Here is a 13321-nt window from a genome sequence, read left to right as displayed (position 1 = left end):
CACCATTCACCATTCACCATTCACCATTCAAACAGCACTTACTTCTCAACGAACGCACGCTCGATGACGTAGTCGCCCGGCTCGCCCATACGCGGGGAGATATTCAGGCCCAGTTCGTCGAGCAGCGCGCTGGTGTCGTCCAGCATTGCCGGGCTGCCGCAGATCATGGCGCGGTCTTGGCGCGGGTCAATCGGCGGTAGGCCGGTGTCTTCAAACAGCTTGCCGCTGCGGATGTGGCCGGTCAGGCGGCCCATGGTGGGGAACTCTTCACGGGCAACCGTGGGGTAGTACACCAGTTTTTCGGCGACTTCTTCGCCCAGGTACTCGTGGGCGGGCAGCTCTTTGGTGATGAAGTCGGCGTAGGCCAGCTCAGAGACTTCACGCACGCCGTGGATCAGCACTACTTTCTCGAAACGCTCGTAAACTTCCGGGTCTTGGATCAGGCTCATAAACGGCGCCAAGACGGTACCGGTCGAGAGCATATACAGGTTGCGGCCCGGTAGCAGGTCGTCGCACACCAGCGTGCCGGTCGGCTTGCGGCTGACCATGATTTGGTCGCCTACTTTCAGGTGCTGTAGGCGCGAGGTGAGCGGGCCATCGGGCACTTTGATGCTGAAGAACTCAAGGTGGTCTTCGTAGTTGGGGCTGGCGATGGAGTACGCGCGCATCAGCGGCTTGCCGTCCACTTCCAGGCCGATCATCACAAACTGGCCGTTTTTGAAGCGCAGGCTGCGCTCGCGGGTGGTGCGGAAGCTGAACAGGGTATCGTTCCAGTGGTGAACGCTTAGCACTTCTTCCAGGGCAAACTTGCTCATGCTAACTCCTCCAAGGGCAGCGCGGCCTAAGCCTTGCTCGCCATATTCCAAAAAAGAATAAAAAATAGCTCTATAAGTTGCTCTCAATTCTAAATAAGGGTGGTATATCTGTTAAGCAAATTATCTTGATAACGCTTATCTTTAAAATCGATATAGCCCTTTCGCGGACCACTCTACAGATAGGTTTTGGCCATGCACTACACCCTGCGACAGTTAGAAGTTTTCGTGGCTGTTGCTCAGCACGAGAGCGTTTCTCACGCGGCACGCGCGCTAGCCATGTCGCAATCGGCTACCAGCACGGCGCTGGCCGAGCTGGAGCGCCAGTTCGATTGCCAACTGCTTGATCGCATCGGGAAACGGCTGAAACTCAACGCGCTCGGCTTCCAGCTACTGCCCAAGGCGGTGGCCCTGCTCGACCGCGCCGAGGAGGTCGAAGAGCTGCTGCGGGGTCAGCAGGGCGTGGGCGCATTGGACGTGGGGGCAACGCTCACCATCGGTAACTATCTCGCCACGCTGCTGATCAGCGATTTCATGCAGCGCTATCCCGGTAGCCGAGTGCGGCTGGCGGTGCGCAATACGCGGCATATTATCGAGGGCGTGCGCCAACACTCGTTGGATTTAGGGCTGATTGAGGGGCAGTGCGATGACGATATGATTATCAGCCAGCCCTGGGTCGAGGATGAGCTGTGCGTGTTCTGCTCGCCGCGCCACCCGCTGGCAGGGCGGGAGCATCTGGAGCTGGATCAACTGCTGCGGGAGGATTGGATCATGCGCGAGGAGGGCTCCGGTACGCGTATGACGCTAGAGCATGCCGCCCGCCACCGTCGCAGTCGGTTCAATACGCTGTTGGAGCTGGAGCATACCGAGGGCATTAAACGCGCGGTGGAGTCGGGCCTTGGCATTGGCTGCGTGTCGCGGCTGGCGCTGCGCGATGCCTTCCGGCGCGGCAGCTTGGTGCCGCTGCCCAGGCCGGAGTTGGATCTAAAGCGCCATTTCTCGTTCATCTGGCATCGCCACAAAAATACCTCACCACCGGGGTGCGGGAGTTTTTAAGGCTCTGCCGCGAAATGACCGCCGGGGCCAAGCGCAGTGACGATATTCCGCTGCCACCGATACCTAGCGGTTACATCTTGGCCTTTTCAGGGCTTGGCAGCGCCTGAGCCTGGTGCTGCGACGCCTCTAGCGTAAAGCCACCCACTAGCGCGGCCAGCCTGTCCGCTTGGTCTTTAAGCTGCTCGCCCGCGGTGGTGGACTCTTGCACCAGGGCGGCGTTTTGCTGGGTCATCTGATCCAGGTCGGTCACCGCGATGCTGACTTGGTTGATCCCGTCGTTCTGCTCACCGGCTGCCGTACTGATATCGCCCAGCATTTGGGTGACGCGCGTTACGCTATCGGCCAGCTCGTGCATGGCGGCTTCAGCGTCGCGTACCATTTGCGTGCCGCTTTCGACCTTGTCGGCAGACGCATCGATGCGCTGGCGGATGTCCTTGGCGGCGTCGCTGCTGCGCGAGGCGAGCTTGCGCACTTCATCGGCCACCACGGCAAAGCCGCGCCCGTGTTCGCCAGCCCGCGCTGCTTCTACTGAGGCGTTGAGCGCCAGCAGGTTGGTTTGGAAGGCAATGCCGTCGATCACGCTAACGATGCTCTGAATCTCTGACGAGGTCGCGCGGATGTCATCCATGGTCGAGACCACCTGAACAAACGCCGTGTCGGTATGGGAAGCCAGCTGCGAGGCGGTGTTCGACAGCCCGCTAGCTTCTTGGGAGGCGTGGGTGGTGTGGCTGACGGTGCTGCTGATCTCTTCCATCGCTGCCGAGGTTTCTTGCAGGCTTGCAGCGGCTTGCTCGGTACGCCGTGAGAGGTCATGGCCGCCTTGAGTGATCTCGTTGGCCGCGTGGTTTACGGCCTCGCTGCTGCGCCGTACGTCCAGCAAAATGGCCTGAATTTTTTCGGCAAAGGCGTTGAACTGCTCGGCCACGGCGGCGCTCTCATCGCGGCCATGCACGGGCAGGCGCTGAGTGAGATCACCGTGTCCAGAGGCGATCTCTTCCATTCTGTTCGCCAAGCGTTTGAGCGGACGCGCAATACGCCCACCAATCCACCACAGAGCGGCGATGCCGATGGCTGCCAGCAGCAGCCCCACCAGCGTCATCCCCAGGGTGTTTTGCTGGCGCTGATCGCTCAAAACGTTTTGCAGCGCGTTGAGTTCGGCGAGCACGACGGACTCGGGCAGCTGTAGCACCAGCACCCACGGCTGCTCCGTATCGCCAATGGTTAGTGGCTGATAGCGCTGAAACATGCCGTTGGCCATGCTGCTGTAGAGGCTGCCTTGTGACGTGGCTTCGGCAATGCCGTCAAGCGCCGTGTCGCTCAGCGCGTTGCTGGCTGGCAGGCCCAGGGCCTCTTCGCCGTTGGTATCCGCCACCAAGCCGCCGCGCCCGGCGACCAGCGCCATCCGGCCTGCGCCGTCATACAGCGAGGCGTTGGCGTCGCGCAGCAGCGTTTGGATGAAGTTCAGCGAGAGGTCGACCCCGGCCACGCCGCGAAATTCGCCATTCACCAAAATCGGTGCGTTAAACGAGGTGACCAGCTGTGTTTCGCCGTCGTAATCGTAGGCGGCGGGGTCGATCACACAGGGAGCGAGCGTTTCGCGGGGGCAGAGGTAGTACTCCCCCTCACGCACGCCGCTGGCCAGGCGGGTTTCGCTCTCCATGGGGGCGCCTAGTGGCAAGACCTCGAGCGAGCCATCCCCGGTGCGGTACCACCAGGGCATGAAGCGGCCGCTGCCATCGTGGCCGTGGCGCTCGTCGCCAGCAAAGCGGGCGTCGTCCCAAAAGGCATTGGGCTCCCAGCCGATGAACGCATCCAACAGCGCCGGGTTGTCGGCAACCGTCTGCCGTACCAAGTTGGAAAGCTGACGGCGGCTCAGGTAGAGCGCGCGCTGGCCTTCGGCATCTTCCACGCCCATGAGGGCGTTGGTGGTGGCGAGCTGGCTGGCCAGGGTCATGGCCTTGTCCAGCTCGCGTTGAAGCCGTGCACCCTCTGCCTCTGCAATGGCATCGACCCGCGCGTCCAGTGCGCTCTGCATGAGCGTTTGGGTATGCTCTTCAACGGTGGATTGGGTGCGGGCGGCCGCGATCAGGTTATACACCACCAGCGCGGCAACGACGGCAAGCAGGCAAGGGCCTGCCAACGCCAAAACGAGAGAGCGAAGGGAGCGAAAGTGCATAGAAGAGCGGTCCTGTTTCAGCAAGAGGCGAAAGAGCGTATCGAGTGCCATCCTTGAACCAGTAGAACAAAGATTCATGGCTAACGCGTGACATGGCCACCACCGCAGGCGAGAGGGCGGAGGCTGCCATGGAGGCGCTGACGGTTAGAAACTCTCCGACGTGCGCGGTAAACGGTCCTGTGGTTCCTGTATCGCGGGCGATGCCGCGTGAGAGAGTTTGAAGCTACTAATCGTCCCGGTCAGGTGATCCGCCTGCTCTTTCAACTGCTCGGCGGCGGTGGTGGACTCCTCGACCATCGCAGCGTTTTCTTTGGTCATCCGGTCCAGTTCTGCCACCGCGATATTGACCTGCTTGATACCGTCGCTCTGTTCGCTCGTCGCGGCGTTGATCTCTTCTAGAACATCGGTCACGCGGGTGATGTGCACCACGATATCCTGCATCGTGCTGCCCGCGTTACGCACCAGCGCTGTGCCGTTATTCACTTTGGCTTGCGAGTCTTCGATCAGCTTCTGGATATCGTTGGCCGCGTCGCTGCTGCGGCCTGCCAGCTTACGTACCTCATCTGGTACAACGGCAAAGCCGCGGCCTTGCTCGCCTGCCCTTGCTGCTTCTACCGAGGCGTTCAGTGCCAGCAGATTGGTTTGAAAAGCGATGCTGTTCATCAACGTGACGATGTCGCCAATCTTGTTGGAAGCGTCGGAGATGTCTTCCATGGTGGTGACCACGTTCGACACCACCTGACCGCCCTCTTTCGCGACTTCGGTGGCTGCGTGGGAGAGCTTGTTGGCTTCCTGAGCAGAGGCCGCCGTATGTTGCACGGTGCTGGTGATCTCTTCGACCGAGGCTGAGGTTTGCTGCAGGCTCGAGGCGGCGTTATCCGTACGGCGCGAGAGATCCTGGCCAACCCATGGCAATCTCGTTAGCGGCGTGGTGCACCGATTCGCTGCTGGTGCGCACGTCGATTAAGACGTGCTCCATTTTGTTAACAAAGCGGTTAAAGGCGCTAGCGATTTGAGTGACTTCGTCGTTGCCTTCTTCTGGCAGACGCTGGGTGAGGTCGCCCTCGCCGGAGGCGATGTTATCCATCGCGTTGCGCACCCCCAGCAGGCGGCGCAACAGTAGCGACAGCAGCAGCCCAAATACCACAGCGGTAATGGCTGCAACGATCAATAGGGTAACAATAGATGTGGTGGCAATGGCGCGTAGTCCTGCGGTGGCCTCCGCTTCATCCAGTGCTACCACAAGCTGCCAGTCGCTATTGCCGCCTATTGGGCGGCTCAGCAGTAATTTACTGCTTCCTTCTAACTGCATCTGCTGTGGCTGCTTGGTGTTAGCAAGTTGCTCGATATAGGCGGCGTTTAATTCATCGCTTAAAACAGTGGTGGGTTCTAGCGCTAGCTCGCTGTTGGGATGGGCGCTTAGCGATCCATCGCCGGGAGTCAGAAAGCCAAAACTTGAAGGAGTAGGCGAGATGTCTTGCACGATCGCGACCATATCGCGAATATTGACGTCAGCACCTACTACCGCCTGAAGTTGGTTATTTTGGTAAAACGGGCGGGCAAAGGTCACGACTAAGTCGCCGCTTTGGGCATCGACCTACGGCGCGGTGACAATAGTATCCTGCGCGGCAGCGGCGGCTTGGTACCAAGGTCGCTCTCGTGGGTCAAAATCGGCGGGTGGCTCCCAGCCGTTGAAAAAAATGGTCTCTCCGCTATCAGCCAAGCTCAGGTAGGTTGCCATAAAATCGCCAGAGGTGGTCAACTGACGCAAGGCAATACGTGGGTCATTGCTGGAGATAGCTTCCTCCATACCGTTCAGCATGGTGCTACGGGATGCCATCCACTCATGTAGGGCGCTACTGTTACCACGTACTACAGCGTCTAGGTTGCGTGCTACCTGTTGGGTATTGTGCTGCTGGACTGTGTAGTAGCTGGCAACACCATTGACGATCAGGGCAAGGGTGATGGCAGTGAGTGCGGCTAGCAGTATGCGGGCTCGCAGAGATGAAAACATGGTCGCTCTCAACGTCGTTTGGAATCAGTACGCGGGTGCCACGTACACTAAAGTTCGACGTTAGCTATCGGCGAGAGCCACCATGCCTTTAATAAAAGAGTAAGAAAGTGTTGATTTGATTAGCGCAGATCGCTCACGGCGCTTTGAATATCTGCCATCGACGCCTTGCTAAGATCTTTTGAGAGCGTGTGCGTCACAAGCTTTTGGGTAGGGTGATCAAGCTTTTCTCGCAGTAGCCCTAAAAACTTGGGCGGCGCGACCATAATCAGTTTTTCCATGCTGTTACTCACGCGGGCGCTATACAGGCGTTGGGCGACCTCTTTAGCAAACAGCTCGTTCTCATGCTGAGAGGCAGCCCCCTCTTCGCCAGATGAGCGCGACGACGTTGACGTTGATTCATGGACATCAGCCCCGCGGCGGTCAGTGATCAAGTCACCTTCATGCAGCCTGCCGGCTGCGTGTACCAAGCTCTCTTGCTCGGCGAGATTGAGCGCGTCACGGGTAAAAATACGTGCGCGGGCGGCGTCAGCTACCACGATATAGGTGGTCATCGTCGTACGTCCTCCATGTCGTTGATTACCCTTTAACCATGGCAATCGTTCGGTGTTTGGTCAAACACGGTTTTTGAGAGGTGACAATGGACTTACTGCGTACAAATTATCATTGGCGAAATCGCTATTTACTCATGCGCCATGGACATAGCCAGGCTAACGCCCAGCGGAAAATTATCAGCTCCCCCGAGCGGGGGCTTACGAATTATGGGCTCTCTGAACAGGGTGAACAGCAGTTGGTGGATGTGCTGGCGCAGTGGCGCTGGCCGGAGCCGACGCGGGTGGTACATTCAGATTTTTTACGCACCACGCACACTGCCGCCAGAGTGACGGAGGCGTTCGCGCTGGACATGCAACAAGAGGAGCGCTTACGAGAGCGCCATTTTGGTGAGCTGGATGGCCAGGCCGATAGCTATTACCCAGAGGTGTGGGCCTTTGATGCGCAGAGTGCAGACCATACCCAGTGGCAGGTTGAGCCGGTCAGCCGGGTAGCTGCACGGATGTGCGCCGCATTGGACGCGCTAGAGCAGCGCTTTGAGGGGGAAACGGTGCTGGTGGTCAGCCACGGCGACCCCCTGCAAATTCTGCTCACGGCGCTGGCGGGCAAGCCGCTGACGCAGCATCGGGAGCAGCCTGCGCTACTGCCTGCCCGCCTTACGCTCGTGGGTGGTTAAGCGCCCGCTTTGGGAGGAATCCAGGCGATCATATCGACTTCGACATCCGCTCCGCCCGCAAGCCCGGTCACGCCAATGCAGGTGCGGGTGGGCAACGGTTGTTGGAAGTAGCTGGCGTAGACCTGATTCACTTCATCGAAGTGGCCCATATTGGTGATGAAGACCCGCGACTGAACCACGTATTCGAAGCTACTGCCGACCTCTTCCAGCACGATGGCCAGGTTCTGCATCACCCGGTGGGTTTGCTCGGTAAACGTGCCGAGCAGCATCTCGTTGGTTTCCGGCACCGTGGGCATTTGGCCGGTGATGAAGACCAGATCGCCCACCCGGCAGGCGTGTGAGAACGGGGCGATGGGCTGCGGCGCGCGGTCAATAAATAGCTTTTCCATGGTGGCTCACTTGTTGTGACGTTATTGGATCGAGTTTAAACATAAAAATGGGCCTCATAGGAGGCCCAGATTTAGCATCCAGTGATGCTATCCGTTGTGTTAATGGCCCAGAATCTGGCTCAAGAAGAGCTGGGTGCGCTCGGACTGCGGATTGTTGAAGAACGGCTCAGGCGCGTTCTCTTCAATGATTTGCCCTTGGTCCATAAAGATCACGCGGTCGGCAACGGTTTTCGCAAAGCCCATCTCGTGGGTGACGCAGAGCATGGTCATGCCTTCTTCGGCCAGTTCCACCATGACGTCCAGCACTTCCTTGATCATTTCCGGGTCAAGGGCCGAGGTGGGCTCGTCAAACAGCATGACGTCCGGGTGCATACACAGCGAGCGGGCAATCGCGACGCGCTGCTGCTGGCCGCCAGAGAGCTGGCCGGGATACTTTTTGGCCTGCTCGGCAATGCGCACCCGCTCCAGGTACTGCATGGCCATGGCTTCGGCCTCTTTGCGGGGCTTCTTCTGCACCCACATCGGTGCGATACAGCAGTTCTCTAGCACCGTGAGGTGAGGGAACAGGTTGAAGTGCTGGAACACCATGCCGACGCTACGGCGAATCTGCTCGATGCGTTTAACATCTTGGGTCAGCGGCACGCTGCCTACCGTAATCTCGCCTTTCTGATGCTCTTCTAAGTGGTTGATACAGCGAATCATGGTGGATTTGCCAGAGCCGGAAGGCCCGCAAATAACGATTCGCTCGCCGCGTTTTACCTCTAGGTTAATATCGCGCAGCACGTGGAAATCGCCGTACCACTTGTTGACGTCGCGCATTTCAACCATCAGGTCAGACGTACTGGTGCCAGGGTTGTTGGTGGCTGCTTGAGTCATGTCACTATCCTGCTAAAAATCGTTTAATGAAAGCGGCGTTAGCGCTTGTGGCCGGTGTGCAGCTTGCGTTCTAGGTACTGACTGTAGCGCGACATGCTGAAACAGAAGATCCAGAACATGAAGGCGGCAAACACGTAGCCTTCCAACGAGAAGCCGAGCCAGCGTGAGTCGGCCAGTGCCGCTTGCACGATCCCCAAAAGGTCAAATAGCCCGATAATCATGACCAGGGTGGTGTCTTTAAACAGCGAGATAAACGTATTCACGATGCCGGGAATCATCATCTTCAGCGCTTGGGGAAGAATGATCAGCCCCATGCGCTTCCAGTAAGTCATGCCGAGCGCTGCCGCGGCCTCTTCCTGGCCTTTGGGTATCGCCTGCAAACCACCGCGAATGACCTCGGCCATATAGGCACTCTGGAACAGCGTTAAGCCGACCAGTGCCCGCACTAAGCGGTCTACATTCATTTCAGAGGGTAGGAACAGCGGCAGCATCACCGAGGCCATAAACAGCACGGTGATCAGCGGCACACCGCGCCAGAACTCGATAAACACCACGCAGAAGCTTTTGACGATCGGCATGTTGGAGCGTCGCCCCAAGGCCAGCACGATGCCGATAGGCAGCGCGCCCACCATGCCCACCGTGGCTAACAGTAGCGTCAGCATCAGGCCACCCCAGCGGTGGGTAGGCACTTGGGGAAGGTCAAAGTAGCCGCCGTAAAGCAGTACAAACCGACAGAACTGGGAAGACCACCAGCGCAAAGACGGCAACCCAGCGCTTGAAGGGCAGGCGGGGTATGGCCAGCCAGCCAATCAGGGTAAAGAACATGGCGAACACGATATTGGCGCGCCAGGTCTCCTCGCTGGGGTACAGGCCGTAAATAAACTGGGATAAACGGGCGTTGATAAATACCCAGCAGGCGCCTTCGCGAGAGCAGTCGTCGCGGGTAGTGCCTACCCAGTCGGCGTTGATTAAACGCCCACTGCACGGTCGGTACCACCAACAGGTAGAGAATATAGAGGCCGACTAAGGTGAAAATAGTATTAATCGGGCCGTTAAACAGGTTGGTGCGCAGCCAAGCAACAGCCCCAACAGAGCTACTAGGCGCTGGTCGCTGCTCAATCACGGTTTGGTTATGAATCATGTATGGCTCCTCGCCTCAGCCTAGCGTTCAACCAGCGCCACGCGGGCGTTGAACCAGTTCATAAACATGGATACCAGCAGGCTGATCGTCAGATAGACCGCCATGGTCATGGCAATGACCTCAATGGCTTGGCCTGTCTGGTTCAGCGTGGTACCCGCAAACACCGACACGAGGTCTGGGTAGCCAATAGCGGTGGCCAGCGACGAGTTCTTAATCAAGTTCAGGTACTGGCTGGTCAGCGGGGGAATAATGACCCGCAACGCCTGGGGAATGACCACCAAACGCAGCACTAGGTTACGCGGCAGACTCAGGGCCTGTGCCGCTTCGGTTTGGCCATGAGAAATGGCCTGTATGCCTGAGCGCACGATCTCGGCGATGAACAGGCGGTGTAGATCGATAGTGCAAACCATAGCGCCAGGAACTCGGGAATCACCGTAATACCGCCGCGGAAGTTAAAGCCACGCAGTTCGGGCATTTCCCAAGTGACGGGCACGCCAGTCACAAACATAACCAACAGCGGCAAGCCAAAAATCAGCGCAAAGGAGATCCAGTAGGCAGGAATACGTTTCCCCGTGGCTTCCTGGCGGCGCTTCGCCCAAATCACCAGCGCAATGCTGGCCACAATGGCGATCACAAAGGTCACGGGAATTAGCCCAAAACCGGACTCAAACAGCGGTTCTGGTAGATACAGTCCGCGCACGTTGAGGAAAAACGCTTCCCCAAAGGCAAGGCTTTCCCTGGCGCTTGGCAGGGTGCGCAGCACGGCAAAATACCAAAAGAAAATCTGCAGCAGAAGCGGAATATTCCGGAACGTTTCGATATACGCCGCGGCCAGCTTGGCGATCAGCCAGTTGGGCGATAGGCGAGCGATACCGACAATAAAACCAATGATGGTGGCGGCGATCACGCCTAACCCGCCCACCAGTAGCGTATTCAGTAGGCCAACGAAAAAGGTACGGCCATAGGTGCTTTGGGAAGAGTAGTCGATCAGACTCTGTACGATCCCAAAACCGGCGGTATTACTCAGGAAACCAAAGCCTGTGGTGATACCCCGAGAGGAGAGGTTGTCTTGCACGTTGCCGACGATATAGAACAGAAAGGCGATGACAGCGGCAATCAGCAGACATTGGAAGATGAGCGCACGTTTGGCGCGGTCTCGCCAGAACGGTGGCTTTTGGCCAGCGGGGCGAGCGTTAGGTCTTACGGACATGGGTGGCGTCTCCGCGATACGGAAGGTCAATCAAATGGCCCGCCATGACCAAGAAGGGTGGCGGGCCGGGGTCAAGCGAGACGCTTAGCGAATCGGCGGTGCGTAAATGGAAGCCGCCTTGGTTCCACAGGGCGCGTTAACACCGCGCTCGATTTCTAGCGGTGAACCCATACCTACGTTGCGCTCGAAGCTTTCACCGTAGTTACCTACTTGACTCAGGATGTTGTAAGCCCAGTCGGCTTCAAGACCCATGCCTTCACCGTAGTTACCGTCCTGGCCGAGCAGGCGAGCAACGTCCGGGTTCTCAGAGCTGAGCATCTCTTCAGCGTTCTCGCTGGTGACGCCGTACTCTTCACCGTTGATCATGGCGAACAGCGACCACTTCACGATGTTAAACCACAGGTCGTCGCCTTGGCGTACTACCGGGCCCAGCGGCTCTTTCGAAATAACGTCGGGCAGAATCATGGCGCCAGCCGGGTCGTCCAGTTGGATGCGCAGAGCGGCCAACTGAGAGGTGTCAGAGGTTAGTACGTCACAGCGGCCAGCCTGGAAGCCGCCTACCGTTTGCTCAGAAGTATCGAAAACGATGGGGTCAAACTCCATGCCGTTGGCACGGAAGTAGTCCGCCAGGTTCAGCTCAGTAGTGGTACCGGACTGGATACAAATAGCCGCGCCATCCAGCTCCGAAGCACTGGAGATACCCAGGTCACGAGACACCAAGAAGCCTTGGCCGTCGTAGAAGGTCACCCCAGTGAAGTTTAGGCCTAGCGTGGTGTCACGGGTGGTCGTCCAGGTGGTGTTACGAGAAAGGACATCCACTTCGCCGGACTGAAGGGCAGTGAAGCGCTCAACGGCGTTCAAGGAAATGTAGTTGACGGCGTCTGCGTCGCCCAGTACTGCTGCGGCTACGGCGCGACATACGTCAACGTCCAGGCCCTGCCAGTTACCGTTATCGTCTGGGGCGGAAAAACCTGGTAAGCCGTCGCTGACGCCACACTGTACGGCACCGCGCTCGCGGGTATCTTCTAATGTATCGGCTTGCGCGGTGGGAACACCGGCGAGGGGAATAGCACCACCGCAGGCCAGCAGTACCAGGGGTTTCTTTTAATCATGTTTGTTCCCCTTCCTCGATTTAATGTCATTATGCATGGTGATGCATCATTAAAAGCTAGCAAGGAAGGTGCCAAGAAAGATATGCCGTCAAATTCAGCGCTTTTCAACGTAAAATCAGCGGATTTGACGAAGGTAGTGGTGCAAAAAAGTAGCCCAGCAGCTACGCCATGCGCTTTTTTGGTGCGCAGCCGCTGGCGGAGGTCGGTGGCTAGTCGCTTAGCGTGTTAGCGAATGGGCCGCGCGTACTGAATGCCACCATCTTTCCACAGAGCGTTCAGGCCGCGCGCAATGTTGAAATCAGAGTCCGCGCCCACGTTGCGGTCATAAATGTCCGCGTAATTACCCACCTGTTTGACGATTTGGTAAGCCCAGTCTGACGAAAGGCCCATGGCTTCACCAAAATCGCCATCTTGCCCAAGTAGGCGCATCACATCGGGGTTTTCTGAGCTTAGCTGCTCATCCACGTTGGCTTGGCTGACGCCCAGCTCTTCGGCATTCAGCATGGCAAACAGCGACCACTTCACGATGTTGAACCACTGGTCATCGCCTTGGCCGCACTGCTGGGCCAAGCGGCTCTTTGGAGATGATCTCCGGTAGTACCACGGCCATATTGGGGTCGGCCAGTTGAATGCGCCGGGCGTAGAGCTGCGAGGCATCCGAGCTCAATACATCGCAGCGGCCTGCTTCGAAGCCCGCAATCGACTGTTCAGGTGAATCAAACACCACCGCATCATAGGTCATGTTGTTAATGCGGAAGTAGTCGGAAAGGTTTAGTTCGCTGGTGGTGCCTGACTGAGTGCAAACAGCCGCCCCATCCAGTTCTTTTGCGCTCTGTACGCCGAGGTCGCTGGCCACCATAAACGCCTGGCCGTCGTAGTAGCTGACGCCAGTGAAGTTCATCCCTAGTGTGGTGTCGCGGCTAGAGGTCCAGGTGGTGGTGCGGGAGAGCACGTCCACCTCGCCAGACTGCAGCGCGGCAAAACGTTCCACCGAGTCTAACGGTACGAAATTGACTTTGCTGGCATCACCTAGCGCGGCAGCGGCAATGGCGCGGCACACATCGGTGTCCAGGCCGCGGTATTGGTCGTTATCGTCCAGCGATGAAAAGCCGGGCTGGGCCGCGTTAACGCCGCAGCGCACGCTGTCGCGCTCTTGAATGGCCTCAAGGGTATCGGCCATGGCCGTGGCAGGTAGCCATAGAGCGGGTGCTAACAGAGTGATTCCCAATCCTAACCAACGCGTTGTAGTCATTTATTATTCCTTAACGTCGAGCGCAGCAACTCCTGCGCATAAAAAAGGCCGGGCAGAG

Annotated in this window: 6 protein-coding genes and 6 pseudogenes; 2 read left to right on the top strand and 10 right to left on the bottom strand. The window is 58.1% G+C overall.

The features are described from left to right. Positions 1-38: 38 nt before the first annotated feature. Positions 39-815: a ferredoxin--NADP reductase gene (locus B4967_RS00815; RefSeq protein ID WP_083023020.1), complete on the bottom strand. Its 777-nt coding sequence runs from the start codon at positions 813-815 to the stop codon at positions 39-41. A 192-nt stretch (positions 816-1007) separates the two neighbouring features. Here B4967_RS00815 and B4967_RS00810 point away from each other — a divergent pair. Further along, a pseudogene (locus B4967_RS00810) lies at positions 1008-1975 on the top strand (LysR family transcriptional regulator). On the opposite strand, the gene B4967_RS00805 reads toward B4967_RS00810, so the two are convergent. The 3 genes and pseudogenes from B4967_RS00805 to B4967_RS00795 form a co-directional block, all read right to left on the bottom strand. Beyond that, a complete protein-coding gene (locus tag B4967_RS00805) occupies positions 1939-4044 on the bottom strand; it encodes a methyl-accepting chemotaxis protein (RefSeq protein ID WP_083023025.1) in 2106 nt (701 codons plus the stop codon). The pseudogene B4967_RS00810 and the gene B4967_RS00805 overlap by 37 nt on opposite strands. A 144-nt stretch (positions 4045-4188) precedes the next feature. Then, a pseudogene (locus B4967_RS00800) lies at positions 4189-6058 on the bottom strand (methyl-accepting chemotaxis protein). A 119-nt stretch (positions 6059-6177) separates the two neighbouring features. Then, a complete protein-coding gene (locus B4967_RS00795; RefSeq protein WP_083023018.1) occupies positions 6178-6609 on the bottom strand; it encodes a host attachment protein in 432 nt (143 codons plus the stop codon). An 86-nt stretch (positions 6610-6695) separates the two neighbouring features. On the opposite strand from B4967_RS00795, the gene B4967_RS00790 reads away from it, so the two are divergent. Then, entirely contained in the window at positions 6696-7283 is a 588-nt protein-coding gene (locus tag B4967_RS00790; RefSeq protein ID WP_243470250.1) for a histidine phosphatase family protein, read from the top strand. On the opposite strand, the gene B4967_RS00785 is transcribed toward B4967_RS00790, so the two are convergent. The 6 genes and pseudogenes from B4967_RS00785 to B4967_RS00760 form a co-directional block, all read right to left on the bottom strand. Next, a complete protein-coding gene (locus B4967_RS00785) occupies positions 7280-7672 on the bottom strand; it encodes a RidA family protein (RefSeq protein WP_083023016.1) in 393 nt (130 codons plus the stop codon). The two genes, B4967_RS00790 and B4967_RS00785, sit on opposite strands and share 4 nt — an antisense overlap. 99 nt (positions 7673-7771) lie before the next feature. Further along, positions 7772-8500 carry an amino acid ABC transporter ATP-binding protein gene (locus B4967_RS00780; protein ID WP_083023022.1) on the bottom strand — a complete coding sequence of 243 codons (729 nt, stop codon included), beginning with the start codon at positions 8498-8500 and terminating at the stop codon, positions 7772-7774. Positions 8501-8586: 86 nt separating this feature from the next. Then, positions 8587-9689: pseudogene (locus B4967_RS00775) on the bottom strand (amino acid ABC transporter permease). Positions 9690-9709: 20 nt separating this feature from the next. Next, positions 9710-10899: pseudogene (locus tag B4967_RS00770) on the bottom strand (amino acid ABC transporter permease). An 84-nt stretch (positions 10900-10983) separates the two neighbouring features. Further along, positions 10984-11994: pseudogene (locus tag B4967_RS00765) on the bottom strand (amino acid ABC transporter substrate-binding protein). A 242-nt stretch (positions 11995-12236) separates the two neighbouring features. Beyond that, positions 12237-13263, bottom strand: a pseudogene (locus B4967_RS00760) (amino acid ABC transporter substrate-binding protein). Positions 13264-13321 lie beyond the last annotated feature (58 nt).

Origin of the sequence: Vreelandella lionensis (assembly GCF_002087295.1) — a bacterium.
Taxonomy (GTDB): domain Bacteria; phylum Pseudomonadota; class Gammaproteobacteria; order Pseudomonadales; family Halomonadaceae; genus Vreelandella; species Vreelandella lionensis.
This window is presented reverse-complemented; position numbering and strand designations above follow the sequence as displayed.

What these genes read in the sequence shown, in the direction of transcription:
- B4967_RS00815 (WP_083023020.1), bottom strand. Translation starts at nt 815, where the DNA reads ATGAGCAAGTTTGCCCTGGAAGAAGTGCTAAGCGTTCACCACTGGAAC.
- B4967_RS00790 (WP_243470250.1), top strand. Translation starts at nt 6,696, where the DNA reads ATGGACTTACTGCGTACAAATTATCATTGGCGAAATCGCTATTTACTC.
- B4967_RS00780 (WP_083023022.1), bottom strand. Translation starts at nt 8,500, where the DNA reads ATGGTTGAAATGCGCGACGTCAACAAGTGGTACGGCGATTTCCACGTG.
- B4967_RS00805 (WP_083023025.1), bottom strand. Translation starts at nt 4,044, where the DNA reads ATGCACTTTCGCTCCCTTCGCTCTCTCGTTTTGGCGTTGGCAGGCCCT.
- B4967_RS00795 (WP_083023018.1), bottom strand. Translation starts at nt 6,609, where the DNA reads ATGACCACCTATATCGTGGTAGCTGACGCCGCCCGCGCACGTATTTTT.
- B4967_RS00785 (WP_083023016.1), bottom strand. Translation starts at nt 7,672, where the DNA reads ATGGAAAAGCTATTTATTGACCGCGCGCCGCAGCCCATCGCCCCGTTC.